Genomic DNA, 24,555 nt, shown 5'->3' on the forward strand with positions numbered 1-24,555 from the left:
TGAATCGTCCGCCGCGCTCCCGCGCGCCTTGGGCGGGTCAGCGGCGGAACGTGCGGTCAAGCAGGTCGAACAGCGCCGTCCAGTGCCGCTTCGTCGCCTCCTCGTCGTACATCGGGGTGTCCGACTGGGTGTAGCCGTGGCGGGCGCCGGCGTACACCTCGGAGCGGTACGTCACCCCGGCCGCGTCGAGCGTCTTCTCCAGCGTGGCGATCTGCTCGGCGGTCATCGACGGGTCGGCGTCGGCGTGCCCGAAGTAGAGCTCACCGGTCACCGCGCCGACGGTCAGGTGCGGGCTGTCCGGGGCGTCGGTGACCACCCGGCCGGCGTGGAACGCGGCCACCGCGGCGATCCGGTCCGGCAGCGCCTCGATCGCACGCAGCGCGTTCGTGCCGCCCATGCAGTAGCCGGTGATCGCCGCCGGTCCCGGCGCGACATCCGGGCGGGTGGCCAGGAAGTCCAGGTAGGCGGCGGTGTCGCGGGCCACCACGTCCGGCGTCAACGCGGCCATCATCGGCCCGATGCTCTCGAACAGGGCGCCCCGGCGGCTGTCGTCGGCGAGCGCGCCGAGGTCGATCAGCGGGGCCCGCCCGGCGCGGTGGAACAGGTTGGGGGCGAGCACCACGTACCCGCGCTCGGCGATCGTGGCGGCCATCTCCGCGACCCGGGGCCGCAGCCCGAACGCGTCCATGAACAACAGGACGGCCGGGAAGGGCCCGCCGGTCTCCGGCACGGCCAGGTAGGCGTCAGCGGTTCCGTCGGGGGTGGGCACGTCCACGGTCGTCGGCTGCACTGTCGGGGCCTCCTCGCTGCGGGTTCCGCGCTGCAGGCTACCCCCCGGCCCGGCGGCCGTTTGCGGAGGTCCAGCGTGGGAATCCGGCGATCCCGGCGGAGGAAGGCGGCGAGATGGACCAGGATCAGTTCATCGGCGCGGTGGCCCAGCGGTGCGGCGCGTCCGCGGAGCAGGCCACCGCGATCACCCGGGCGACCTTGACCACGCTGGCCGAGCGGATCGACGGCGGGGAGGCCCGTGACCTCGCCGACCGGCTGCCGGAGGCGCTGCGGGCGTACGCGTTCGGCCCGGCCGAGGACGCCGAACCGTTCGGGCTCGACGTGTTCGTCGAGCGGGTGAGCGGACGCGCCGACGTGGACGTGGACGCCGCCCGGGACGGCATCACCGCCGTGTTCGACGTGCTGCGCGACGCCGTCGACCCGGCCGCCTACGCGCAGGTCGTCACGCAGCTCCCGGCCGAGTACGGCGAGGTGGCCGACCAGAGCGCCCCGTTCGTGCGGCGCACGGCGTGACGGGCACGCGATGAGCGAGGACGCGCTGCGCCGCCCGCCCGAGGCCGACGCGCAGGAGCAGCGGCAGGACGAGACGCTCGTCGGCCCACCCGACACGGTCGACGCGGCGGTGCCCGAGGCGAGCGCGGCGGACCTGGCCGAGCAGGGTGTGCTGCGCGCGCCGAGCGACCGGGCGGGCCTGGGCGAGTCGGTGCGTGACGACCTCACCGCCGCCGACGCGGTGGAGCAGAACACGGAGATCCCGCTGCCCGACGAGGAGCACTGGGCCTGACCGCCTCAGTGGTCCGGGCTGTCGGAGCGGGCCATCAGCCGCAACGCGTTCGGGTCCAGGCCGATGCGGACCGGCGTCTGCCCGTACGGCTCGCCGTCGACCTCGATGCGGGCCGGCCGGTCGGTGTCCAGCCACAGCTGGCGTACCGCCAGGAACGGCTCGTCGCCGAGGGTGCGGCGGTGGCCGGCCGCCGCGTTGCGCGCCGTCTCGCGCAGCAGCCCGCGCCGGGTCGGCCCACCCACCGGGTACGCGACCAGCAGCCGGTCGTCGGCAGTGGCGTCGGCGGTGATCGGCCGGCCAGCGTGGAAGCCGCCGTTCGCCACGTACACCTGGTGCGTGGTGAACGTGTGCTCGCGGCCCTCGGCGCGGACCGTCACGGCCAGCGGCCGGTGCCGGGCCAGCAGGCCCAGCCCGGTCAGCGGGTACGCGAGCCGCCCGACCACCCGCTTCAGCCCCGGCGGCGCGGCCTGCATGATGTCGGCGGACAGCCCGATCCCGACGTGGTTGGTGAACCGGGTGTCACCGATCAGGCCCAGGTCGACGTCGATGACCTTGCCGTCGGTGAGCACCGCGATCGCCGCGTCGAGATCGAGCGGGACGCCGACCGTACGGGCGAAGTTGTTAGTGGTGCCCAGCGGCAGCAGGCCCATCGCGATGTCCCGGTGGGCGAGCAGCCGGGCCGCCGCGCCGACGGTGCCGTCACCGCCGCCGGTGACCAGCAGGTCCGGTCCCAGGTCGGCGGCCTCGGCGAGCACCCGGTCCAGCTCGCCGGGCCGGTCCACCGGGTACGCGCCGAGCAGCGTGAACCCGGCCGCGCGCAGCCGCGCGTGGACGGTGTCGTAGAGCCGCCGGCCGCGCCGGGAGTGGGCGTTGACCACCAGCGCCGCCCGCCGTCGTTCCCGGATCGCCGTCGACAGCTCCTGCTTGGTCCGCACGGATGCGACCCTATCCGGCGGCGCCGGGTCGCCGGTCGGCCGCCGCGCGCTGGTGGACGGCATCGGTTACCGTCGCGAGCGCCGTGATCGTCGATCTTCGAGGGTGGATGTCCCGATGAACCAGCCGGCAACGCCGCAGGTGACAGCGCCAGTGCCCCCGCAGCCGTACCGCCCGGCGCGGGCCCTGATCGGGCTGGCGCTGGTCGTCCCGGCGGTGATCGCCTGGGTCTGGTCGTACGTCCTGCCCACGCTGTCCACTGTGGCCCGCAGCTTCCAGGCCGACGGGCCGCGCGGCTCGGACGAGTCGGTCGGCACGGCGAACTACGAGACCGCCTTCAGCTCCGGGTTCGCCGGGCAGGTCGGGTTCGCGGTGCTTCTCGGCCTGATCCCGCTGGCGGTGGCGCTGCTCGCCGCGCCGCTGCTCGCCGTCCTCGCCGACCGGGCCGGCCGGGTCACCCGCCTGGTCACCCGGGGCGTGCTGGCCCTGCCGCTCGCCGCGTACGCGCCGGTCGCGGTGCTGCTCGGCCGGCGTGGCGAGGCCATCGAGGCGGGCACCCTCCGGCAGGATCTCCAGTCCCCCCGGACGTTCCTCGTCTCGACACTGGCACAGGTGACGTTCGGGCTGGTCGTCGCGGTGGCCGCGACGCTGTACCTGAGCGCCCTGCGCCGCCGCGAGCCCGACCACCGGCCCGCGCCCGCCATGCTGGCCGTCGGCGGGCTGCTCGGCCTGGGCGTCCTCGCCGCCGCCCTGCAGACGTACGCCGCCCCGGCGATCCTGACCGGCGGCGGGCCGACCGGAACCACCACGGCGACGCCGGTGTTCGCCGCGACGCAGACCGCCTTCCGCACGATGCGCCTCGGTGTCGGATCCGCCACGTCGACGCTGCTGCTGGTGCTGCTCGGGCTGCTCGGGCTGGCCGCGGTGGCGCTGATCCTGGCCACCCGGCTGCGCATCGAGTTCGACGGCTGGCGGGACGGCCCGGCCGTACGGGAGGCGGAGTCCTTCGCCGGCCGCCGGCCGCTGCTCGTCGCACTGACCGCTGTCGCGCTAGTCGTCGTCCTCGGCGTGACCGTCTGGGCGTCGCTGCCGTGGCTGCGGAACCTCTCCTCCGACGCCGGGCGGCTGCCCAACGGGGTCGAGACCTCGACCGTGTTCGCCAACACCTGGGTGCCGCCGCTGATGTCCACACTCGTCGCGGTGACGGTCGCGGCGCTGGCCGGGTTCGGGATCGGCGCGCTGCGGCCGCTGGGACGCTACAGCGAACTGCTGCTGGTGCCGTTCGCGCCGTGGCTGTTCGTCGGCGTGGGCCCGCTGGCCATCGCCGGGTTCGAGCGCACCGAGGAACTCGACCAGCTCGGCATGTTCCTCGGCCTGGTGCCGCCGGTCTGGCTGTCCGTGCCCGCGCTGTTCGCCTTCACGCTGCTGTTCCGGGGCCAGCACGCGCGGTGGCGCTCCGGTGGCGACGCCGGCCGTACGCTGTTGCTGCCGGCGCTGCCGATGTTCGCGGTGACCGCGTTGCCGACCTGGCTGGCACACGCCCAGGGGACACTGTGGACGACGCTGGTGAGCCGGGGCCCGGACAGCCTCACCGCGCCGGGGCTGGTGCAGATGATCGCCAATCTCCGCTTCGGGCCGGAGGGCGAGCTTCCGCTGGGCCTGGTCCTGCCGCTGCCGATGCTGCTCCTGTTCGTGGTGCTGTTCGCCGCGCTCATGATCGGCTACGTGGATCGGCTGGCCATCCGGACGGGCCGGCGGACCGACGCCGGCGAGCTGCCCGCCGGGGCGGACGAGCCGGTCCGCAAGGTCACCGCATAGGGAAAACCCCGATTACGGGCGGTGACGACGCGCCTAGCGTCGGAGCCATGGCATCTGACGCGCTCACACCGGCCCGGACCATCCGTACCCGCCGCGCCCGCCTGGCGCTGCTGCTGCTGCTCGCCCTGCTCGCGCCGGCCGGGTGCGACTCCGGCGGCGGGATCGTCGACGCCGGGTCGGCCGACACCGCGGCGGGCGAGGACGGCGGCGACCCGGACGCGGCCGCCGTGGACGACGTCCGGCCGCCGTGCCCGTTCACCGCCGCCCAGGTCTCCGAGCTGGTCGACCGGAAGCTACGCGACGAGGGCAACTGCTCGTTCGGCGACGGCATCGCCCAGCTGGCGGTCACCACCGCCTCGGCCACCGCCGGCAAGGCCACCTACGACTACCAGCACGACCAGGCCGGCCAGCAGTACGAGAAGGTCGTCGACCTGGACCGGGGCGAGCGGGGCTACCTCGCGGTCAAGGACGTCCGCGGCGAGGCGGTGCTGATCGACGGCAAGGGCACGTACACGGTGACCATCAGCAGCTTCGGCGGCGGCACCGCAGGCAACGAACAGATCCTGCGCCGCACGCTCGACGCGATCCCGGCCTGAGCGGGGGAACAGGCATGCGAACCCGCCGACTGATCGCGCTCGCGCTGGCCGCGGCCCTGTTCACCGCGTCCGCCGGCTGCGGCGGCGACGAACCGCCGGCCGCCGGTGGCGCCGTACCCGGTGCGGGCACGCCGGTCGCGGACCCGGCCGGGGAGGCGCCGGCCGAGCCGAGCGCCGAACCGGTGGACGGCGCCGCCGATGCGCCGCAGGCGTGCACGCTGGTGTCGAAGGACGACGCCGAGCGCCTCGCCGGCACGCCGCTGGAGGAACCGGTGGTGGCCGGGCAGTCCTGCACCTACACCGGCCCGGTGAGCGGGCCGACCGCTCAGGTCGAGGTGTTCGTGGGCGAGGGCGCCAAGAAGTACCTCGACATCGAGCGGCAGCTCGGGCACGAGATCCGTGAGCTGACCGGCACGGCCGACGAGGCCCTGCTCACCTACGAGGCGTTCTTCCTGCGCAAGGGCGAGCTGTGGGTCGCGGTGCGGCTGATGCGGCTCAACGACCCGCAGGAGAACCGGGCGCCGCTGGAACGGCTCGCCCGTACCGTCGCCGGCCGGATGTGAGGCGGCCGGTGCGCGGCCGTCGGCTGCTCACGGCCGGCTTGGTGGTGCTGCTCGTGGTGACCGGCTGCGGCGGCCCCACACCGGGCCCGGCCGACGCGGGCGACGGGGAGCCCCGGTACGGGCAGGCCCCGGCGCCGGGCAAGGACGTCACGCTGCAACCGGACGTGGTGCTCGTCGGCGGGGGCAGCCGCACCGTGCGGTCGGTGAGCCCGGACGGGCTGATCTGGCGGCTCGACCCCGGCGCGCGCGACGCCGACCGGCTCGCGCCCGGCCGGGTCATGTTCCTCACCGGGCGCGGCGTGGGCCGGGTGCTCGACCTGGCCGAGGACGGCGACGACCTGGTCGTCACGATCGGCCCGGTCACGCTCACCGAGGTGATCCGCGACGGCACGTTCGGCGGGGACGGCGTCACCCTCGACAACCCGACCGTCTACGTGGCGGGTGAGCCGTCGTGGACCCGGGAGGTCGCGGCGGCGGGTGGCACGCTCGGCCGCTCCCGCCCGCTCACCGTCGCGCCCGCGCAGCCGCCACCCGCGCCGGGCGGGCAGGCCACCGCGAGCGCCCACGGCTACCGGGTCCGGACGTTCTGCTGCGCCGGTGGCGTCGGCACGCACTTCACGTACGACGACGGCGGGCTCCGGCTGACCGGCACCGTGACGCTGACCGTGGGCCGACCGGCCGCGTCGTTCCACCTGGCCATCGGCGCCGGCAAGGTGACCCGGGCCGAGCTGGAGATCGGCGGCGGCTTCGGCATCAAGGTGGACTTCACCGCCGGCATCGACGGCGGGCAGAACCACCGCCGGACGTTCCCGGTCCCGGTCGACATCGCGTTCCCGATCGGGCTGGTCGCCGGCCTGCCGCTGTCGTTCACGGTGAGCCAGACGCTTGAGGTGGCCACCGCGTTCGGCGCGAAACTGGGCACGTTCCGCGGCTCCGGCGAGTACGCCCTGGCCGGCAAGCTCGGGTTCGGCTACGCGGGCGGCCAGGTGGGCTCGCGCGTGACCGAGGGCTTCGCCCGCCGGGTGAGCCTGCTCGACTCGCTCACCGGTGTGCCGGTCGGCGTGATGGGGCTGGTCGTCCGGCACGGCGTGCGGTTCACCATGGGCATCAGCGCGTTCCTGTTCACCGCCGGGATCTGGTTCGAGCTGGTCACGTCGTACGGCGCCACCATCGGGTCCGCGCTCGGCGCGCCGTACGCGCTGTGCCGGGGCGTCGGGCTCGGCGTGCGGGCGCGGTTCGGGATCGGCTACCGGATCCTGGAACCCGTCGTCCAGGTGATCAACAAGTTCCTCAGCCTGCTCAGCCCGTCCCGGGCCCCACGGATACCGCCGATCGTGGCGTCCGGCGGGCCGAGCTGGAGCGCCGACGTCTACCGCAACCAGGAGGTGATCCCGCCCGTCTCGATATGCGGACAGGTTCCGGGCTAGGCCGCGCCGACGCTGGGTTCACGGGCGCCGCTGTGCCACCATCCCGCCATGGACGCCGCACTGGTCGGCCGCGACGCGGTCGTCGAGCGGGTGTGGCGTGCCCTGACCGCCGGTACGCCGGTGCTCCTCGACGGCCCGTCCGGCATCGGCAAGACCGCGCTGTGGCGGGCGGTGGTCGCCCGCGCGGGGCGGACCGGCTGGCGGGTGCTGTCCGCCGCGCCCACCGAGGCCGAGACCGCGCTGCCGTACGCGGCACTCGCCGACGTGCTGCGCCCGCTCGCGGACGCGCTGCCGGGGCTGCCCGCGCCGCAGCGGGCCGCGGCCGACATGGTGCTGCTGACCGGTGAGCACGACGGCGCGGTGGACGACCGGGCGGTGGGCGCGGCCACCCGTACGCTGCTCGACGCGGCGGTCGCTGGTGCGCCCCGGGTGCTGCTAGCCGTGGACGATCCGCAGTGGCTGGACCCGCCGAGCGCCCGGGCACTGCGGTTCGCGCTGCGCCGGCTGAACCGGTGGCCCGCCGTCCTGGCCACCCACCGCACCGGGGACGGCCCGCCGGTGCCGGTGCCGCTCGGGCTGGACGACGACCCGACCGGACGGCACCCGCTGCTGCGCGCCGACGTACCGCCGCTGGCCCCGGCGGACCTGCACCGCGTCCTGGCGGCCCGGCTCGGCGGCACGCTCAGCCGGCCGCTCACCGACCGGCTGGCCCGCGACGCCGACGGCAACCCGCTGCTCGCCATCGAACTGGCCCGGGCGGTGCTGCGGCTGCCCCGCCCGCCCGCGCACGACGAGGACCTGCCCGTACCGTCGTCGCTGCGCCTGCTGCTCGCGGAGACGCTGCGGGCGCTGCCCGGCCCGAGCCGCGACGCGGTGCGGCTGGCCGCGCTGCTGACCGTGCCGACAGTGCGCGACCTGGCGTCGGCGGGCGTGCCGGCCGGGGCGCTGGACGCGGCCGAGGACGCCGGGCTGGTCGTGGTCACGGCGAGCCGGATCGACTTCGCGCACCCCCGGTACGCGGCGGCGGTACGCGAGAGCATCCCGCCGGGAGCCCGGCGGCGGCTGCACGCGCTGCTCGCCGGCGCGGTCGCCGACCCGGACGAGCGGGCCCGGCACCTGTCCCGGTGCACCGTCGCGCCGGACGCCGCAGTGGCCGCCGACCTGGCCGCGGCGGCGGCCCGGCAGCGGATGCGCGGCGCGTCGGCGCTCGCCGCGGACTGGTACGCCCGGGCCGCCGAGCTGACCCCGCCGTCGGCGCCCGCCGACCGGAACCGGCGCCGCCTCGACGCGGTGCAGTGCCGCATCGACAGCGGCGACTACGCGGCGGCCGGGCGGGCCGCCGAGGCGGCGGCGGGTGAGCTGACCGGCGCCGAGCGGGGCGAGGCGCTGCTGCTGCGCGCGCTCGTCGCGTGGTGCGCCGACGACCTGGTCACCGCCGTCCGGGTCGCCGAGCAGGCGCTCACCGCCGCCGGGCCGGACGGGCACCTGGCGGGGCGCATCCACACCCACCTGACCATGTTCCACGACCAGCCGGAGATCGCCCGCCGGCACGCGCGGGCCGCGATCGCCCGCCTGTCCGACCGCGCCGAGCACCGCCCGCTGCTCACCGCCGCGCTGTTGCTGCTGTTCTTCCACGAGGTACGCGCCGGCGGCCCGGCGCCCACCGACCTGCTGGACCGGGCACTGTCACTGGAGGGCGGCGAACCGTCCTTCCTGGCCGGTTCGGTACCGGCGATCTGGTGGAAGTCGGTCGACGACCACGACCGGGCGCGGGCCCGGCTGCGCCTGATGCTGGACCTGGCGGTGGCGCGCGGCGACGATCCGCTGCGGCACGAGGTGCTGACCCACCTGGGCGAGACGGAACTGCTGGCGGGGCGTTTCGCCGAGGCCGGTACGCACATCGCCGCCGCCCGTGACCTGGGTGAGCAGCTGGGCACCGGGCTGGTGGGCGAGAGCTGGCTGGCCGGTGTGCTCGACGCGCACCGGGGGCGGCTGGCGCAGGCGGGTGCCGCCGCCGCCGGGCTGCGCCGCGACGACGTCCTCGGCGACGCCTGGAGCCGCCGGCTGCACCACCAGCTCACCGGGCTGGTGGCGCTTGCGTCCGGGGAGTGGGCCTCCGCCGCGGCGGCGTACGGCGCGCTCGCGGCCGACCTGGACGGGTCGGGCATCGCCGAACCGCTGGGGCAACGCTTCGAGCCGGACTGGATCGAGGCGTGCGTGGGCGCCGGTGACCTGGACACCGCGCACGCCGCGCTGGACCGGCTGGCCCGGCGCCACAGCCGGCTGCCGCGTCCGTGGACGACGCTGGGTCTGGCCCGTAGCCGGGTGCTGCTGGCCGGGGCGACCGGGGCGGATCCGGGCGAGGCGCTGGACGCGCTGACGCAGGCCCGGGCCTCGGTGCCGGAGGCGGTGCTGCCGCTGGACCGGGCCCGCTGCCTGCTGGCCGCCGGGCGCGCGTACCGGCGGGTGCGGCGACGGCGGGAGGCGCGGGAGGCGCTGGACGCGGCGGCGGCCGAGTTCGACGCGCTCGGCGCGTCCGCGTTCGCCGACCGGGCGCGGGCGGAGCTGGGTCGCATCGGGGCCCGCACCCCGGCACCGACGACGCTCACCGCGACCGAGGAGCGGGTGGCCCGGCTCGCCGCGCGGGGGCAGACGAACCGGCTCATCGCCGACGCGCTCTACATCAGCCCGAAGACGGTGGAGGCCAACCTGGCCCGGGTCTACCGCAAGCTGGGCATCGCCAGCCGCGCCGAGCTGGGCGCGGCGATGGGCCGGCCGCCCGGCGACTGAGGCGGTCAGGACGCGGCGAGCGCGTCCAGGTGCGCGCCGAGCAGTTCCCGGGCGCGCCGGGGCGGCATCCGGTCGGGGTGCAGCAGCGCGTGCAGCGCGAGCCCGTCGAGCACCGCGTGCAGCCCGGCGACCGCCTCGGGGTCGGCGGCCGGTTCCCCGGTGAGCAGCGTGACGGCGAACTCGACGGCGCGTCGGATGCCGTCGTCCGCCTCGGCCGTCCGGGCCCGGGCGGCCGGGTCGGTCGGGGCGCGCGCGGCGAGCAGCAGCCACACCTCGGCCTCGCGGACGCGCTGGCGGTCGAGCGGCAGCAGTTGTTCCAGGATCCGCTGGGCGACCTCGCGCGGGCTGCCGCTGCGGTCGCCTCCGGTGATCCGCTCGGCCGCCTCGGCCTGCACGTGCTCCATGGCGAACACCAGCAGCTCGGTCTGGGTGGCGAAGTAGTGCCGCAGTGCGCTCGGTGACCAGCCCGCCTCGGCCGCGATGCTGCGGACGGTGGCGGCGCCGACGCCGTCGCGGTAGACGACCCGCCACATCGCCCGCGCCAGTTCGGCACGGCGCGCGTCGTGGTCGACGATCTTGGGCACGGGCCCCTCCGGAACCTGGTTGACGAGCGCTGTTACGGTTATCGCACAGCGTACTAAAAAAGGAGACCGCATGCTCGTGGCAGTGATCGTCGGATGCGAGGTGGCGTTCTGGGTGGTGCTGCTCGCCGGACTGATCGCCCGGTACCCGCTGCGCCGGCCCCGCCTCGGCGCCGCACTGCTGATCGCCGTGCCGGTCGTCGACCTGGTGCTGCTGGCCGCCACGATGATCGACCTGCGCCGGGGCGCGACAGCCACGTTCGCCCACGGCCTCGCCGCCGCGTACCTGGGGTTCTCGGTGGCGTTCGGGCACAGCATGGTGCGCTGGGCCGACCAGCGGTTCGCGCACCGGTTCGCCGACGGCCCTCCCCCGAGCCGGGCACCCCGGTACGGGATGGCGCGGGCCCGGCACGAGTGGCGGGAGTGGGGCAAGGGCATGCTCGGCTGGGCGGTCGCCTGCGCCGTGCTGCTCGCCGGCATCGCCGTGGTGGGCGACGGCGAGCGCACCGCCGAACTGTGGGCGTGGACCGGACGGCTCAGCCTGGTGATGGCGGGCTGGCTGGTGTTCTGGCCGGTCGCGTACACCGTCTTCCCGAAGCGGGCGCCGCGCGACGCGTGAGGTTCGTCCGTCACGTGCGGCGGCTGGTCGGCTCGTCGGGCGCGGCGTCCCGGCGGTCAGCCGGCAAGCGCGTCCGGCCAGGCGGCACGGACCAACGCGGGCAGCATCTCGCCGGCCGGGCCGCGCAGGTTCACCGCGCAGACCGCGTCCAGTGGTGTCGGCACCGGGTTCACCTGCACCACCGGGGCTCCGAGGCGGGCCGCGACGAGGGGGATCTCGGCGGCCGGGTGGACGAGCGCCGAGGTGCCGACTGTGAGCAGCAGGTCGCAGCCGGATGCCGCCTCGACCGCCGCGTCGAGCGCGGCCGACGGCAGCGCCTCGCCGAACCACACCACCCCGGGCCGCACCGGCGCACCACATCCGGCGCAGGCGGGCGGCGTGACGCGCCCGTCCGGCGGTTCCGGCATGCCGTCGGGTGCCACCGCGTCGCCGGAAGCCACGCCGTCGCCGGGGGCCGCCGCGTCGCCGGGTGCCGCGTCGTCCTCACGCGCCGTTGCGTCCTCGGGGATCGGCGCGGGCCGGGCGCAGGCCGAGCAGCGGGGCGCGAACAGGCTGCCGTGCAGGCGTACCGGGGCCGGCACGCCACCGCGCTCGTGCAGGTCGTCGACGTTCTGCGTGATCACCACCGTCTCCGGTAGCCGGTCCTGGATCGCGGCCACCGCCCGGTGCCCGGGGTTCGGCCTGGCCCGGCGCACCCCGCGCCGGCGTGCCTCGTACCAGCCCCAGACCAGCGCCGGGTCGGCCCGGAACGCCGCCGGCGTCGCCAGCTCCTGCGGGTCGTACCGCTGCCAGAGCCCGGTCTGGGCGTCCCGGAACGTCGGCACGCCGCTCTCGGCCGACATGCCGGCCCCGGTGAACACCACCGGCCGCCGGGCGGCGGCGAGCAGCCGGCCCGCCTCGGCCAGCTCCGGCCCGGTCACACGTCCACCGTCAGCCGCACGTCGACCCGGTCGCCCAGCTCGATCCCCTCGGCCCGGCGCGCCGCGACCCGCAGCGGCACCACGTACCGGCCGTCCCTGGGCCACAGCGACGTCCGCCAGCCGGTGCCGCCGATGCGGACCGTCACCGGGATCATGCCCCAGCCGTAGGTGACCGACGCCGAGGCGGCCTCGATCGCCGCGCTCTGCTCATCGGGCACTGTGACGAAGTGGTACGGCGCCGGACCGCGCCAGAACCACACCTCGCCGCTGAACGCCAGCTCCATCCGGTCAGGATAGGGGCCGGGACCGACGCGACCACAGCAGCCGCAGCCCGGCCACCGTCACCCAGGCGAACAGCGGGAACACGGCGACACGCTCCATGCCGCCCACGCCGATGCCGGCGTCCACCCGGGACAGGAACAGCACGGTGCCGGCCAGTCCGAGCAGGCCCAGGAATGCGCTGACCCTCCGCAGCTCGCGCAGCAGCGGCGACCGGCCGAGCGCGGCGGCCAGCAGCGCCGCGTTGCCGAGCGCGAAGACCAGCAGCGCGCCGAGCACGTGCAGGTTCTCGTCCACGTCGGCCGGGTGGAGGCCGGCCAGCACGTACCCGGACCCGGCGGCCACTGCCGACGCCACGGTGACGGTCGCGGCGCGGCCCGGGCGCAGCGCCCGGTGTGCGAGCAGCGCGCCAAGCGCGAGCAGCAGCCCGGCGCCGACGAACACCGCGTTCATCGCCGGATGCCACGGCGAGCAGACCGGACGCGGGCGGCTGCTGTCCCACACGCCGCAGGTCACGTTGCCGAGGTCGCTGATGTTGTGTTCGGCCCAGCTGAACCGGGGCTGGTCCCAGGCCAGGCCGACGACGACGTTGGCGGCCAGGAACGACACGGCGGCGAGCAGCCAGCAGGCGCCCGCGAGGCGGTTTCTCATCCGCCGAGTGCACCGCCCGAGGGCGTCCCGGCGCACGGGGCGTGGCGGGCCGGTTCGAGGTAGGGCCAGGCCTACCCGGGAAGCGGGGTCCAGCCGGCTGGGAAGCACGGTGTGGCCTGGCTAGCGTCGTGCCATGACCGTTGATCACGGGTTGGCCGGCGCGTTGCGCCGCCGCCGCTACCTGCTGTCCGCGTGGCCGTGGCGGGCCCTGGCGTACGCCGTCACGACGCTGCCCCTGGCCGGCGCGGCGGCGCTCGGCGCGGCGGTGGTCGCCGCCCCGCTGCTGCTGGTGGCCGGCGCGCTGCGGCGGGGCCGCCCCGTCGACGCCCGGGCGCTGGCGGTGCTGGCCGTGCTGGCGCTCGCGGTGGTGGCGCTCGCCCCGTTGGCCGGCGCGCCGGTGGCGGCGGTCGAGCGGTGGCGCCTCGGCCTGGTCGACGACCGCCCGGTGACCGCGCCGCGGTGGCGTGGGCTCGCCGCCCGCCTCACCACCGCCGCCGGGTGGCGGGAGGCCGCGTACCTGGCCGTGCTGGGCGTGGCGGTGCCGCTGGCGTACGGGATGGTCGGCCTGCTCGCGCTGCTGGACGCGGTGCTGGTCGCCGGTCCGTGGCTGGCCGGCGGCGAGGACCGCATCGTGCTGATCTGGGCCACTGTCGACTCCCCGGCCGAGGCGGTGCCGTACGCGCTCGCCGCTCTGCTGGCGGCCCCGGCGCTGGTCTATCTGGCCGGCCTGCTCGTAGCGGTCCAGGCGGCGGCGGCCCGCCTGCTGCTCGACGACGCGCCCGCCGGGACGGCGCTGCGCGAGGTGACCCGGTCCCGGGCCCGCCTGATGAGCGCCTACGAGGCGGAGCGCCGCCGCATCGAGCGGGACGTGCACGACGGCGTGCAGCCGCGCCTGACCAGCCTCACCCTCCAGCTCGGGCTGGCCCGCCTCGACGTGCCGGACGGCTCCCCGGCGGCGGGGCCGCTCGCGTCCGCCCACGAGCAGGCCAAGGAGCTGATGGTGACGTTGCGCGGGATCGTCCACGGCATCCGCCCGGCGCAGCTCACCGAACTCGGCCTGGCCGCCGCCGTCGGTGACCTGGCCGCCCGGTCGGTCGTCCCGGTCGCCGTGCACGCCGACCTGACCCGCCCGGTGCCGGAGCTGGTGGAGACCACCGCCTGGTACGTGGTCTCGGAGACGCTCGGCAACGTGGCCCGGCACGCCGGCGCCGGGCGGGCCGAGGTGCGGCTGATCCGCGACGAGCGGCTGCTGGTGGTGGAGGTGCGCGACGACGGCCGGGGCGGCGCCGACCCGGCGCGCGGCACCGGCCTGACCGGGCTCGCGGACCGGGTGGCCGCGGCGGACGGGCGGCTGCTGCTGTCCAGCCCGCCCGGTGGGCCTACCCTCGTGCGGGTGGAGCTGCCGTGCCGTCCGTGACCCGGGTCGTCCTGGCCGAGGACGAGGTCCTGCTCCGGGAGGGCCTGGTGGGCCTGCTGACCCGGTTCGGCTTCGCGGTGGACGCCGCCGTGGGTTCCGCCCCGGAGCTGCTCGACGCGGTCCGCACGCACCGGCCCGACCTGCTGGTGACCGACATCCGGATGCCGCCGCAGCACCGCGACGACGGCCTGCGGGCGGCGGTCGCGCTGCGCGCCGAACGCCCGGACCTGGCCGTGGTGGTGCTCAGCCAGCACGTGCAGAGCGGGTACGCCGCAGCGCTGCTCGACAGCGGCGACGGCAACCGGGTCGGCTACCTGCTCAAGGACCGGGTGGCAGACGTCGCCGAGTTCGCCGCCACGCTGCGCCGGGTGGCGGCCGGCGGCACCGCCGTCGACCCGGACGTGGTGCGGCACCTGCTGCGCCGCCCCCGCGACCCGCTCGGCGCGCTGTCCCCCCGGGAGCGGGAGGTGCTGGGGCTGGTCGCCGAGGGCCACTCCAACGCCGCGATCGCGGCCCGCCTGTACGTCACCGAGGCGGCGGTGGGCAAGCACGTCGGCAGCATCCTCGCCAAGCTCGACCTGCCGCCGGACGAGGACACCAACCGGCGGGTGCTCGCCGTGCTGGCCTGGCTGCGTGCGACGGGCTGACCGGGCGTTACAGGCTCATCGGCACGGGGTCGGTGGCCAGCGCCCGGAACCGCTCGCGCGGGTCGGACACCAGCCGCCGCTCGGTGAGGTCGAGCAGGCCACCCACCCCGGTCACCGAGGCCACCGGGATGCCGTCGGCGCGGGTGAACTCCTGGCCGATCCGGAACGTCTTGCCCTCGCCCCAGTGGAACTCGCAGGTCACGTCCACCTCGTCGCCGCCGCGCAGCTCCCGCAGGTAGCGCACCGTCACCTCGAGCGCGACCGGCCCGACGCCGCCGGCGAGCAGCCGGTCCTGGCCGATGCCGGACGCGCGCAGGCACTCCCAGCGGGCGTGCTCGGCGTACTGGAGGTAGACCGCCTGGTTGAGGTGTCCCTGCGTGTCGAGTTCGTAGCCACGCACGGTGACGCGTACCCGGAACGGATCTGCCATGCCGGCAGCCTAACCAGGGGCGCAGCGGTAATCCGCGTGCGGTCCGGGCCGCGCGGTCCTAGCCTGCCCGGCGTGACCCTGGAGATCGTGACACTGGCGCAGCGGCCCGACCTGGCACCGCTGCTGGACACCGACTTCGACGGCGCCTGGCCGCCGTTCATGCTCTGGGATCCGATGGGCGCGCTCTACTACGGCGTCGCGCACGAGCTGTACCCCGAGTTCGTCTTCGCCGCCGTCGACCCGGCCGAGCCGGGCCGGGCCGTCGCCCGCGGTTACGCGGTGCCGCTGCGCTGGACCGAGGACGAGCTGCCCGACGGCGGCTGGGACCGGGTGATCCAGCGGGCCACGCTCGGCCGGCTCACCGGGTCTGCCCCCAACCTGGTGTCCGCGCTGGAGATCTGCGTGCGCCCGGACCGGCGCGGCGGCGGGGTGTCCGGGCTGATGCTCGCGGCCATGCGTGCGGCGGTGGCCCGCGCGGGCTTCGACACGCTGGTGGCGCCGGTGCGACCGAGCGGCAAGGCCGCCGTCCCGGACGTGCCGATGGCCGAGTACGCGGCCCGGCGCCGCCCCGACGGACTGCCGGCCGACCCGTGGCTGCGGGTGCACGTCCGCGCGGGCGGGGTGATCGAGCGGGTCGCGCCCCGGTCGATGACGGTGACCGGCACGCTCGCCGACTGGCGGCGCTGGACCGGGCTGCCGTTCGACACCTCCGGCCCGGTACGCGTGCCCGGCGCGCTGACGCCGGTGCTCGTCGACGCCGGCCACGACCACGCCGCCTACGTCGAACCGAACGTGTGGGTGCGGCACCGCCTCTGAGCGGGCCCGCCGGTCAGGCCGGCCAGGCGTGCCCGATCCCGTCGAGCAGCAGCACCACGCCCTCGGTGGCCGCCTCCCGGTCGCGGGAGATCTCCCGGTACTCCGGTGAGGTGGACCAGCGCTCGAAGTCCTCGCGGCTGTCGAACGACAACAGCACCGCCTTCTGGTGCGGCCACTCCCCCTCGACCACGCGGGGGGCGGTGTCGGCGGCGAGCAGCTTCCCGCCGTAGCGGGCCAGCACCGGCGGGAAGGCGGCGGCATACCTGTCGTAGCGCGCCCGGTCGTGGATGGTGAGCTGTGCGAGGGCGTAGACGGTCACCGGCTCAGGCTACCGACGTCCGACGGCTGCGGCCTCGTCCGTCGGGCCGGATCCCGCGCCGCCGCGAGCCGGGCCGACTGTCCGGTGTGCTCTAGCCATTATGGCCCTGACCTGCGAATACTGGGTAGCAGGTCCGCGCGGCGTGGGGGAAAGAGGTGGGCACGATGATCGAGCAGGAGACCCAGCCGGAGGCCATACCCGAGCCCCGGAACGCGCCGGAGGGCGGGCCGTCCCGGCCCACCACGCCGGTTCCCGGCGCGGTGTGGCAGGTCCGCGTACGGACCAAGCTCGACGACCTGTACCAGCAGCTCGCGGTGCTGTCCCCGCGCGACCCCGAGCGGGCCGAGGCACTGCGCGCGCAGCTGTCCCGGGTGGAGGTGGTGCTCGGACGCAGCGGCGTGGTCGAGTGGTTGCGCGGCGGCAACCTGGAGTACGCGTGGCAGACGATCCACTCGGTGGAGCGGGCCATGGTGGCGCTGCGCTCCGCGGACGAGCTGACCGGGCTGCTGCCCGCGTACCGCAGCGCGGCGGCGCAGGTGCTGCCCGCCGACGACAAGGTGCTCACCGACCTCGACCCGTCGGCCGGCGCCCCGTCCGAGGCGCTGCTGCGCGCCCGGGTGCAGGCGTTGCTGCTGCGCTACCACTCCGCGTCCGACGAGTTCCACGAGTCGGCCCGCCGGCTGCGCAACCGGATGCTGGGGCTGTCGGTGTTCGCGCTGCTGGCGGAGGTCCTCGTGGTGCTGGTGCAGTGGCTCAGCCACGACGTCCGGCTGCTGGAGGCGCCGACCGACGCCGGTGGCGTACCGGCCTGGCGGCTGCTGTTCTTCGTGCTGATCGCCGGGGCCCTCGGGGCGTTCCTCAGCGCGCTGCCGTCGATGATCACCTCCCGGTCCGGCGGGCTGCCCTACAAGCTGCCGTTCCAGCAGGGGCTGCTGAAGCTCGCCGTCGGCCCGCTGGTCGCGGTGGTCGGCATCATGCTGGTCATCGGCGGCCTGGTGGAGACCAGTGTGAGCAGTACCGCCGCGCTGCTGGGCCTGGCGATCGTGTTCGGCGCCGGGCAGCAGGCGGTCACCGCGTTCGCCGACCGGCGGGCGGCCGAGCTGCTCGGCCCGGCGGCCAAGAGCTGATGCCGCGCGGGCGGCCGCCGGCCCTGGGTAGCCTGATCCCATGATCTTCATTACCGCCAAGTTCCGGGTCCGCCCGGAAGACGCCGACCGCTGGCCGCAGATCGCCGCCGACTTCACCGCCGCGACCCGGGCCGAGCCCGGCTGCCTGTGGTTCGACTGGTCCCGCAGCCTGGACGACCCGACCGAGTACGTGCTGGTCGAGGCGTTCCGGGACGACGAGGCGGGCGCGGCGCACGTGCAGTCGGAGCACTTCCGGACCGCCCAGCGCACGCTGCCGCCGCACCTGGCCGAGACGCCCCGGATCGTCAACACGACGGTGCCGCAGCAGGACTGGTCGCGCCTGGGCGAGATGGCGGTGCCGGGCGACGCCTGACCGGGTGACCGGTCCGGAGCGGGCGGCCCGTCGTGCCGCCCGCGCGGCCGGTCAGGGGACGGTCAGGCCGTACGCGGCGAGGATCTCCAGGATCGGCTGGTAGTAGCTGGTGCCGCCGCTCGTGCAGTTGCCGCTGCCACCGGACAGGACGCCGATGACGGTGCCGGTCGCCGCCACGTAGAGCGGGCCGCCGCTGTCGCCCGGCTCGGCGCAGATGTTCGTGCGGATGAGCCCGGTGACGCTGCCCTCGGCGTAGTTGACTGTGGCGTTCAGCCCGGTCACGGTGCCGCACCGCACGCCCGTGGTGGCGCCGCTGCGGCAGACCGCCTGCCCGACGTACGCGCTGCCGGCGGCGGTGACGGTGATCTGCCCCGGGTAGGTGTACACCGCGCTCGGGTGGGCGACGGTGCCGGTGTAGCGCACCACGCCGTAGTCGTCGCCGGGGAAGCTGCTGCCGGTCCGGCTGCCCAGCACCGTGGTGCCGGCGCTGTCGGCGTACCAGGTGGCGGCCAGGCGGGTGCAGTGCCCGGCGGTCACGAAGTACCAGGTGGTGCCGCGGCGTACGTTCGCGCCCAGCGAGCAGCGCCCGCCGCCGCCGTAGATCGCCTGGCCGCCGGCGATGAGCGTGCGCAGCCGCCCGGGTTCGTGGCGCAGCACCGCGCCGGCCCGGTCGGCGGTCCGGCGTACCGCCGCCAGCTCGCTGCCGCGTACCGTGTCGTCGGCGGTGACCGTGAGCCGGCCGGTGGCCGGGTCGTGCCCCCAGGCGGTGCCGGGCGTGCGGAGCCCGGCCAGGGCGGCGGGTTCGGGCGGCGGTGCGGCGGCGACGGCCCGGGCGACCGCCGGGGTGCCGGCGAGCAGGGCGGCGAGGACGAGTACGACGAGCGCGGGTCGGCGCATACTCCAGAACCTCCACCATCGTCTACGGTCGATTCGCCAAGCATCGGCCCGGTGGCGCGATCCACTCAACCGGCAGAACCGGCGGTTCCCGAAACTTCCGGAGCCGCGGCGGGCGGCACGCGCACGCCCGTAGGCCGCGCCCGCCCGCGGATTCCGCCCGTTCACCTGGTTCCGCGTGCCCCGATGTCGACACATCGAAGTGATTAAGTTTTCGGAACGCTTCCGGTAGGCTCCGGGCAGAGATTCGCTTCGATCCACTCACGATGTGCCGGGGAGTCCCTCCCCCACCGGACGCGGCCACCGGGCGGCCGCGCGGAGCCGACATCGTGGCGGGCGGTGGCCGAGGCGAGCCGATCCCATTGACAGGCTAGAGAGGCGTTCAGATGGACAAGGTGCTCGCCCGCGGCAGCGGGAGCGCGGCAGCCCGGTCACGCCCGCGGACCGCAGTGGTCGCGATGGTGGCGGGGGCCGCGGTGGTCGCCGCCACGATAGCGGTGGCGACCAGCGCCAGCGCCGGCACGACGCTCGGCGCGTCGGCGGCGGAGCAGGGCCGGTACTTCGGCACGGCGGTGGCGGTGAACAAGTTGTCCGACAGCACGTACGTCGGCATCCTCAACCGCGAGTTCAACATGGTCACCGCCGAGAACGAGATGAAGTGGGACGCCACCGAGCCGTCCCGGAACCAGTTCAACTTCAGCGCCGGCGACCGGCTCGTCGCGCACGCTCAGGCCAACGGCATGCGGGTACGCGGCCACGCGCTGCTCTGGCACCAGCAGCAGCCCGGGTGGACGGGAAGCCTGTCCGGCAGCGCGCTGCGCGACGCGATGATCAATCACGTCACCCAGGTCGCCACCCACTACCGGGGCAAGATCCACTCCTGGGACGTGGTGAACGAGGCGTTCGACGACGGCAACAGCGGCGCCCGGCGCAACTCGAACCTCCAGCAGACCGGCAACGACTGGATCGAGGCCGCGTTCCGTGCCGCCCGCGCCGCCGACCCGGGCGCCAAGCTCTGCTACAACGACTACAACATCGACAACTGGAGCTGGGCCAAGACCCAGGGCGTCTACAACATGGTGCGGGACTTCAAGTCCCGGGGCGTGCCGATCGACTGCGTCGGCCTCCAATCGCACTTCAACAGCGGGTCGCCGTACCCGAGCAACTACCGCACCACGCTGCAGAACTTCGCCGCGCTCGGCGTCGACGTGCAGATCACCGAGCTGGACATCGAGGGCTCGGGCAGCAGCCAGGCCACCTCGTACGGCAACGTGACCCGGGACTGCCTGGCCGTGCCGCGCTGCAACGGCATCACGGTCTGGGGCATCCGGGACACCGACTCGTGGCGGGCCAGCGGCACCCCCCTGCTGTTCGACGGCAGCGGCAACAAGAAGCAGGCGTACACCGCAGTGCTGAACGCGCTGAACGAGGGCGGCACCCCGCCGCCCACGACCGCGCCGCCGACCAGCACCCCGCCCACCTCGACGCCGCCGACCAGCACGCCGCCGACCAGCGAGCCGCCGACGACTCCCCCGCCGACCGGCGCCTGCACCGCCACGATCACCACCAACCAGTGGCCGGGCGGCTTCGTCACCAACGTGCGGATCACCGCGGGTTCCAGCGGGCTCAACGGGTGGACCGTGTCGCTCACCGTGCCCTCGGGCTCGGCCGTCACGAACACCTGGAGCGCCCAGGCCAGCGGCACCACCGGTGCGGTGACCTTCCGCAACGTGGACTACAACCGCCAGGTCGGTGCCGGTGGCACCACCGAGTTCGGGTTCCAGGGCACCGGCACGGCGCCCTCCGGCACGCCGGCCTGCGCGGCCGGCTGACCGTCGGCGCGACCCGGCACGGTGCCACCGTGCCGGGTCGCGCCCCCGGCGGCCGCCGCGCGCCGACCGTACAGTGGGGTAGGTCCTGTTCCACCGTTTCGCCCGGAAGGACCACAGTGAACCGACGCATCAGGACCACCCTCGGCGTCGCCCTGGCCGCCACCCTCGTCACCACCGTCGCGCCGGCCCCCGCCGCCGCTGCCCACGACCGCCGTCCCACGGTCATCGCGCTGCCGGACGGCTTCCAGCCGGAGGGCGTCGCCGCCGCCGGCCGGTACGCCTGGTTCGGCTCGCGGGCCACCGGCGAGATCTACCGCGCCGACCTGATCACCGGCGCGGGCCGGCAGGTCAGCCCCGCCACCGGCACCCCGTCGCTCGGCCTGAAGGTCGACCCGCGCGGCCGGCTCTTCGTCGCCGGCGGCACCGCCGGTGACGCCCGGGTGATCGACACCCGCACCGGCGCCGTACTCGCGAGCTACCAGTTCGCCGAGACGCCGACGTTCGTCAACGACGTGACGCTCACCCGCGACGCCGCCTGGTTCACCGACTCGAACCGGCCGGTGCTCTACCGCCTGCCGCTGGGACGCGGCGGCACGCTGCCGCCCGCCGGCGGCTTCACCACGCTCCCGCTGACCGGCGACTTCCAGCAGAGCGGCACCGGCGTCAACCTCAACGGCATCGTGCCCACCCCGGACGGGCGGGCGCTGATCGTCGTGCAGTCGAACACCGGCACGCTGTTCCGGGTGGACCCGGCCACCGGCGTCACCACCGCCGTCGACGTGCCGGGCACCACGTTCGTCAACGGTGACGGCCTGCTGCTGCTCGGCCGCACGCTGTACGTGGTGCAGAATTTCCTCAACCAGGTCGCCGTGGTCGACCTGAACCGCTCCGGCACGGCCGGCGTCGCGCGCGGCGTCATCACCGACCCGGGCTTCGACGTGCCGACCACGGTGGCCGCCGCGCTCGGCCGGCTCTACCTGCCGAACGGCCGGTTCACCACCCCGCCGACGCCGACCACCCCGTACACGGTCGTCGCTGTCGACGCGCGCTGAGCCACGCCGGCCGCCACCCGGGCGGGTGGCGGCCGGCCCGGTTCACTCCTCCATCTCCGGCCCGAGCAGCCGGATCTCCTCGATGTCGATGGCCGCCTGGAGCTGCCGCAGCACCGCGTCGTCGATCTGCCTGGTGTTGCGCAGCCGGGTGATCTCCTGCCGCTTGTGGTCGAGCACCCGCAGCCGCAGCCGCCGGGCCATCTCCCGCTCCGCCTCCGCGTCCTCACCGCCCGGGTCGCGGGCGTCGGCCAGGTGCTCCTCGTAGTCGGCGCGCAGCCGGTCCACCGTGTCCTGCGTGGCGCCCACGTCGTCGGCGGCCCGGGGCAGCGCCTCCAGGGCGGCCTCGGTGGCCCGGATCCGGGCCCAGCGCACCTCGTCGTCGCGTTCCCGATCGCCGTTCAGGCCGGCCCAGCTCACGACAGCGGGCAGGGTGGTGCCCTGCACCAGCATGATCAGCACGATCACCACCACGGTCACGAAGATGATCAGGTCGCGTTCGCGCACGGTGCTGCCGTCGTGCATGGTGACCGGCACGGCGAGCGCGGCGGCGAGCGAGACGGCGCCGCGGAACCCGGCCCAGCCCACCGCGGTACGCATCCGGCCGTCGAAGTGCCGCGCGCGGCTCGACTCCCGCCGGTCCACCCGTTGCAGCGCCGACACCGACAGGTGCACCCAGACCAGCCGGATCACCACCACGACCAGGGCGACGAGCGCCGCGATGCCGAGCGACGCGGCCGGCGAGTGGCTGGTGATGCTGCGCAGCGAACGCGGCACCTGCGTGCCGAGCAGCACGAACAGGCCACCGTTGACCATGAACGTGGAGAGGTCCCAGAACGCGAACGCGGTGACCCGGGAACGGGCCCGGATCACCCGGGGCGCGGCGTACGACAGCAGCAGCCCGGCCACCACCACCGCGAGCACGCCGCTGGCGTGCACCGCGTCGGCGAGCAGGAACGCGACGAACGGGGTGAGGATGCTCAGCCCGCCCTCGCGCATCGGATCGTCGACGTGTTTGCGGATCAGCACCACGACTGCGCCGACGAGCAGGCCGGCGGCCACCCCACCGGCCGACTTGCCGACGAACTCGCCGGTGAGCGTCAGCGCTCCGGGCACCGTCCCGCCCGCGACCACGCCGGCGGCCACGGCGAACAGCACGAGCGCCGTACCGTCGTTGACCAGGCTCTCCGCGCGCAGCGTGGTGAGGATGCCGCGCGGCATCCGCTTGGCCAGGCCGGCCACGGCTGCCGCGTCGGTCGGCGCCAGGACCGCGCCGAGCACCCACGCGGCGGCCGGCTGCACGCCGAGGGCCTGCGCGGTGAACGCGACGGCGGCCATCGTGACGATCACCAGCACGACGGCGAGCCCGACGATCACCGTGAGGTTGGCCCGGATCTCGCGGAGGCTGATGACCAGGCTCTCCCGGTAGAGGATCGCCGGGAGGAACAGCACCAGCACGACCTCGGGTTCGAGGATCAGGTTGTCGAACGGCGGCAGCAGGCCGATCAGCGCGCCCATGGCGATCAGCAGGACCGGCGGCGCGACGCTGTAGCGACCGCCGATCGTGGTGCCGACGAGCACGGTGGCACCCAGCACCGTGATCAGCACGAGTGCTTCCACGCCGTACCCCCGTCACCGTCCGCCGGGAATCACGGTGCCCTACGGCGGCGGCCGGGCGGGACGGAATCGGTGATCGCTACTCGAAGCGGGACGGATCTCCGGCGCCGCGACGCAGGATCTCCGGCTCCGGGCCGGACAGGTCGACCACTGTGGTCGGCTCCAGCCCGCAGTCCCCGGCGTCGACCACCGCGTCGACGAGGTGGTCGAGCCGCTCCTTGATCTCCCAGCCCTGGGTCATCGGCTCGTCCTCGCCGGGCAGCAGCAGCGTGCTGGTCAGCAGCGGCTCGCCGAGTTCGGCGAGCAGCGCCTGGGTCACCGTGTGCCGGGGTACGCGCGCGCCGACCACCCGCCGCCGCGGGTCCTGCAACCGGCGCGGCACCTCGGCGGTGGCCGGGAGCAGGAACGTGTAGCTGCCCGGGATGACGGACTTCACCTGCCGGAAGACCGCGTTGCTGAGCTTGACGAACTGGCCGAGCTGGGCGAAGTCGGCGCACATCAGCGTGAACGGGTGGCGGTCGTCGAGCCGCCGGATCTCCCGGATCCGCTCCACGCCGTCGCGGTTGCCGATCCGGCAGCCGAGCGCGTAGCAGGAGTCGGTCGGGTAGGCGATCACCCCGTCGGCGCGCAGCAGGTCCACCACCTGCCGGATCACGCGGGGCTGGGGGTTGTCCGGATGCAGGTCGTAGTACCTCGCCACGCCGGTCAGCCTATGTCCGCGCCCGGGCGGGCGCAGGTTTGGCCCGGGCGGTTTCCGGAAACAGGTGGGGGCCGTTCACGACAGGGGGACCGAATCATGTCCGAAGCCAGCACAGACCGCGTCGCCGACCGCCCCGCGGAGGTGACCGATCCGCTGCTGTGGGACCTGGCCGCCGCGGTGGCCGACGCGCACCAGCCGGACGACGAGCGCGTCTGCGCCAGCCCGAGCTGCGCCGGGGCCGCGTGGCCGTGCGCGGCCTGGAACAACGCGCAGGCGGGGCTGAGCGTTGCCCGGACGCCGCGGCAGCCCGCCGCGCCCCGGCAGTCCGCCGGCTCGCCGCAGTCCGCCTCGCGGCCGAGCGCCGGGCAGCCGGGCGCGGGGCAGCCGGGCGCCGGCCGGGCCGGTGCCGTCGGTGAGCCGGGCACGGCCGCGGTACGCACCGACGCGCGGAGCCTCGCCGCCACCGCCGCCTGACTCAGCGTAGGCGCACGCGTCCTCGCGCCGCCTCCGGCCGCCTCGGCCGGGGGCGGCGCTCGTGCGCGCCGTCGACGCTGGTCAGCGCGCTTCGCGAGGTGATCGGTGGA

General features: G+C 75.3%; 27 protein-coding genes. 16 read left to right on the top strand and 11 right to left on the bottom strand.

Annotated elements, in window-relative coordinates; translation table 11 throughout:
- Positions 1 to 37 precede the first annotated feature (37 nt).
- Positions 38 to 790 carry a dienelactone hydrolase family protein gene (locus OC439_RS00205; protein WP_262011590.1) on the bottom strand — a complete coding sequence of 251 codons (753 nt, stop codon included), beginning with the start codon at positions 788 to 790 and terminating at the stop codon, positions 38 to 40.
- 113 nt (positions 791 to 903) lie between these two features.
- On the opposite strand from OC439_RS00205, the gene OC439_RS00210 reads away from it, so the two are divergent.
- A complete protein-coding gene (locus OC439_RS00210) occupies positions 904 to 1,302 on the top strand; it encodes a DUF2267 domain-containing protein (RefSeq protein ID WP_262011591.1) in 399 nt (132 codons plus the stop codon).
- A 10-nt stretch (positions 1,303 to 1,312) separates the two neighbouring features.
- On the top strand, positions 1,313 to 1,573 hold the full coding sequence (locus OC439_RS00215) for a hypothetical protein (RefSeq protein WP_262011592.1): 261 nt from the start codon (positions 1,313 to 1,315) through the stop codon (positions 1,571 to 1,573).
- Positions 1,574 to 1,578: 5 nt separating this feature from the next.
- Here OC439_RS00215 and OC439_RS00220 read toward each other — a convergent pair whose 3' ends face one another.
- Complete coding sequence (locus OC439_RS00220) at positions 1,579 to 2,508, bottom strand: diacylglycerol/lipid kinase family protein (RefSeq protein ID WP_262011593.1); 930 nt, start codon at positions 2,506 to 2,508, stop codon at positions 1,579 to 1,581.
- 115 nt (positions 2,509 to 2,623) lie between these two features.
- On the opposite strand from OC439_RS00220, the gene OC439_RS00225 reads away from it, so the two are divergent.
- The 5 genes from OC439_RS00225 to OC439_RS00245 are packed head-to-tail and all read left to right on the top strand — an operon-like array spanning position 2,624 to position 9,700.
- Positions 2,624 to 4,324, top strand: coding sequence for a sugar ABC transporter permease (locus OC439_RS00225; RefSeq protein WP_262011594.1), 1,701 nt, complete (start codon positions 2,624 to 2,626; stop codon positions 4,322 to 4,324).
- Positions 4,325 to 4,371: 47 nt separating this feature from the next.
- The gene (locus OC439_RS00230) at positions 4,372 to 4,920 is read left to right on the top strand and encodes a hypothetical protein (RefSeq protein WP_262011595.1); all 549 of its coding nucleotides are present in this window, start codon (positions 4,372 to 4,374) and stop codon (positions 4,918 to 4,920) included.
- Positions 4,921 to 4,934: 14 nt separating this feature from the next.
- On the top strand, positions 4,935 to 5,483 hold the full coding sequence (locus tag OC439_RS00235; RefSeq protein ID WP_262011596.1) for a hypothetical protein: 549 nt from the start codon (positions 4,935 to 4,937) through the stop codon (positions 5,481 to 5,483).
- 8 nt (positions 5,484 to 5,491) lie between these two features.
- Positions 5,492 to 6,910, top strand: coding sequence for a hypothetical protein (locus OC439_RS00240; protein WP_262011597.1), 1,419 nt, complete (start codon positions 5,492 to 5,494; stop codon positions 6,908 to 6,910).
- A gap of 48 nt (positions 6,911 to 6,958) precedes the next feature.
- Positions 6,959 to 9,700 (top strand): ATP-binding protein, encoded by a 2,742-nt coding sequence (locus OC439_RS00245; RefSeq protein WP_262011598.1) that lies wholly within the window; start codon positions 6,959 to 6,961, stop codon positions 9,698 to 9,700.
- Between the two features lie 5 nt (positions 9,701 to 9,705).
- On the opposite strand, the gene OC439_RS00250 is transcribed toward OC439_RS00245, so the two are convergent.
- The gene (locus OC439_RS00250) at positions 9,706 to 10,284 is read right to left on the bottom strand and encodes a TetR/AcrR family transcriptional regulator (RefSeq protein WP_262011599.1); all 579 of its coding nucleotides are present in this window, start codon (positions 10,282 to 10,284) and stop codon (positions 9,706 to 9,708) included.
- Positions 10,285 to 10,354: 70 nt separating this feature from the next.
- Here OC439_RS00250 and OC439_RS00255 point away from each other — a divergent pair, with 70 nt between their 5' ends.
- On the top strand, positions 10,355 to 10,900 hold the full coding sequence (locus tag OC439_RS00255; protein ID WP_262011600.1) for a hypothetical protein: 546 nt from the start codon (positions 10,355 to 10,357) through the stop codon (positions 10,898 to 10,900).
- Positions 10,901 to 10,956: 56 nt separating this feature from the next.
- Here OC439_RS00255 and OC439_RS00260 read toward each other — a convergent pair whose 3' ends face one another.
- Genes OC439_RS00260 through OC439_RS00270 form a run of 3 tightly spaced genes read right to left on the bottom strand, consistent with a single transcriptional unit; the run spans position 10,957 to position 12,750 of the window.
- Positions 10,957 to 11,820, bottom strand: a complete 864-nt coding sequence (locus OC439_RS00260) for an SIR2 family NAD-dependent protein deacylase (protein WP_315985891.1) — start codon at positions 11,818 to 11,820, stop codon at positions 10,957 to 10,959.
- Positions 11,817 to 12,104: a DUF1905 domain-containing protein gene (locus OC439_RS00265; RefSeq protein ID WP_262011601.1), complete on the bottom strand. Its 288-nt coding sequence runs from the start codon at positions 12,102 to 12,104 to the stop codon at positions 11,817 to 11,819. The genes OC439_RS00260 and OC439_RS00265 overlap by 4 nt, the downstream gene beginning before the upstream one ends.
- 4 nt (positions 12,105 to 12,108) lie before the next feature.
- Entirely contained in the window at positions 12,109 to 12,750 is a 642-nt protein-coding gene (locus OC439_RS00270) for a DUF998 domain-containing protein (RefSeq protein ID WP_262011602.1), read from the bottom strand.
- A gap of 133 nt (positions 12,751 to 12,883) precedes the next feature.
- Between OC439_RS00270 and OC439_RS00275 the strand changes: the two genes are divergently transcribed.
- Together OC439_RS00275 and OC439_RS00280 are read left to right on the top strand one after the other, a co-directional pair.
- Positions 12,884 to 14,167 carry a histidine kinase gene (locus OC439_RS00275; protein ID WP_262011603.1) on the top strand — a complete coding sequence of 428 codons (1,284 nt, stop codon included), beginning with the start codon at positions 12,884 to 12,886 and terminating at the stop codon, positions 14,165 to 14,167.
- Positions 14,155 to 14,814, top strand: a complete 660-nt coding sequence (locus tag OC439_RS00280) for a response regulator transcription factor (protein ID WP_262011604.1) — start codon at positions 14,155 to 14,157, stop codon at positions 14,812 to 14,814. The genes OC439_RS00275 and OC439_RS00280 overlap by 13 nt, the downstream gene beginning before the upstream one ends.
- Before the next feature lie 7 nt (positions 14,815 to 14,821).
- On the opposite strand, the gene OC439_RS00285 is transcribed toward OC439_RS00280, so the two are convergent.
- Positions 14,822 to 15,244, bottom strand: coding sequence for an acyl-CoA thioesterase (locus OC439_RS00285; RefSeq protein ID WP_262011605.1), 423 nt, complete (start codon positions 15,242 to 15,244; stop codon positions 14,822 to 14,824).
- 72 nt (positions 15,245 to 15,316) lie between these two features.
- Between OC439_RS00285 and OC439_RS00290 the strand changes: the two genes are divergently transcribed.
- On the top strand, positions 15,317 to 16,060 hold the full coding sequence (locus OC439_RS00290) for an N-acetyltransferase (RefSeq protein WP_262011606.1): 744 nt from the start codon (positions 15,317 to 15,319) through the stop codon (positions 16,058 to 16,060).
- A gap of 13 nt (positions 16,061 to 16,073) precedes the next feature.
- Here OC439_RS00290 and OC439_RS00295 read toward each other — a convergent pair whose 3' ends face one another.
- The gene (locus OC439_RS00295; protein ID WP_013286485.1) at positions 16,074 to 16,379 is read right to left on the bottom strand and encodes a DUF1330 domain-containing protein; all 306 of its coding nucleotides are present in this window, start codon (positions 16,377 to 16,379) and stop codon (positions 16,074 to 16,076) included.
- Positions 16,380 to 16,543: 164 nt separating this feature from the next.
- Here OC439_RS00295 and OC439_RS00300 point away from each other — a divergent pair, with 164 nt between their 5' ends.
- Positions 16,544 to 17,506 carry a hypothetical protein gene (locus OC439_RS00300; RefSeq protein WP_262011607.1) on the top strand — a complete coding sequence of 321 codons (963 nt, stop codon included), beginning with the start codon at positions 16,544 to 16,546 and terminating at the stop codon, positions 17,504 to 17,506.
- 40 nt (positions 17,507 to 17,546) lie between these two features.
- Positions 17,547 to 17,879 (top strand): putative quinol monooxygenase, encoded by a 333-nt coding sequence (locus OC439_RS00305; RefSeq protein ID WP_123110661.1) that lies wholly within the window; start codon positions 17,547 to 17,549, stop codon positions 17,877 to 17,879.
- Positions 17,880 to 17,930: 51 nt separating this feature from the next.
- On the opposite strand, the gene OC439_RS00310 is transcribed toward OC439_RS00305, so the two are convergent.
- Positions 17,931 to 18,776 carry a S1 family peptidase gene (locus OC439_RS00310; protein ID WP_262011608.1) on the bottom strand — a complete coding sequence of 282 codons (846 nt, stop codon included), beginning with the start codon at positions 18,774 to 18,776 and terminating at the stop codon, positions 17,931 to 17,933.
- A 383-nt stretch (positions 18,777 to 19,159) separates the two neighbouring features.
- On the opposite strand from OC439_RS00310, the gene OC439_RS00315 reads away from it, so the two are divergent.
- Both OC439_RS00315 and OC439_RS00320 read left to right on the top strand, forming a co-directional pair.
- Positions 19,160 to 20,605 (top strand): endo-1,4-beta-xylanase, encoded by a 1,446-nt coding sequence (locus OC439_RS00315; RefSeq protein ID WP_262011609.1) that lies wholly within the window; start codon positions 19,160 to 19,162, stop codon positions 20,603 to 20,605.
- Positions 20,606 to 20,721: 116 nt separating this feature from the next.
- The gene (locus tag OC439_RS00320) at positions 20,722 to 21,657 is read left to right on the top strand and encodes a superoxide dismutase (RefSeq protein WP_262011610.1); all 936 of its coding nucleotides are present in this window, start codon (positions 20,722 to 20,724) and stop codon (positions 21,655 to 21,657) included.
- 42 nt (positions 21,658 to 21,699) lie between these two features.
- Here OC439_RS00320 and OC439_RS00325 read toward each other — a convergent pair whose 3' ends face one another.
- Positions 21,700 to 23,274 carry a Na+/H+ antiporter gene (locus OC439_RS00325; protein ID WP_262011611.1) on the bottom strand — a complete coding sequence of 525 codons (1,575 nt, stop codon included), beginning with the start codon at positions 23,272 to 23,274 and terminating at the stop codon, positions 21,700 to 21,702.
- 76 nt (positions 23,275 to 23,350) lie between these two features.
- Complete coding sequence (locus OC439_RS00330; protein ID WP_091418190.1) at positions 23,351 to 23,971, bottom strand: L-threonylcarbamoyladenylate synthase; 621 nt, start codon at positions 23,969 to 23,971, stop codon at positions 23,351 to 23,353.
- A gap of 96 nt (positions 23,972 to 24,067) precedes the next feature.
- Here OC439_RS00330 and OC439_RS00335 point away from each other — a divergent pair, with 96 nt between their 5' ends.
- A complete protein-coding gene (locus OC439_RS00335; RefSeq protein ID WP_262011612.1) occupies positions 24,068 to 24,445 on the top strand; it encodes a hypothetical protein in 378 nt (125 codons plus the stop codon).
- Positions 24,446 to 24,555 lie beyond the last annotated feature (110 nt).

Origin of the sequence: Micromonospora sp. Mcm103 (genome assembly GCF_024519755.1) — a bacterium.
GTDB lineage: Bacteria > Actinomycetota > Actinomycetes > Mycobacteriales > Micromonosporaceae > Micromonospora > Micromonospora aurantiaca.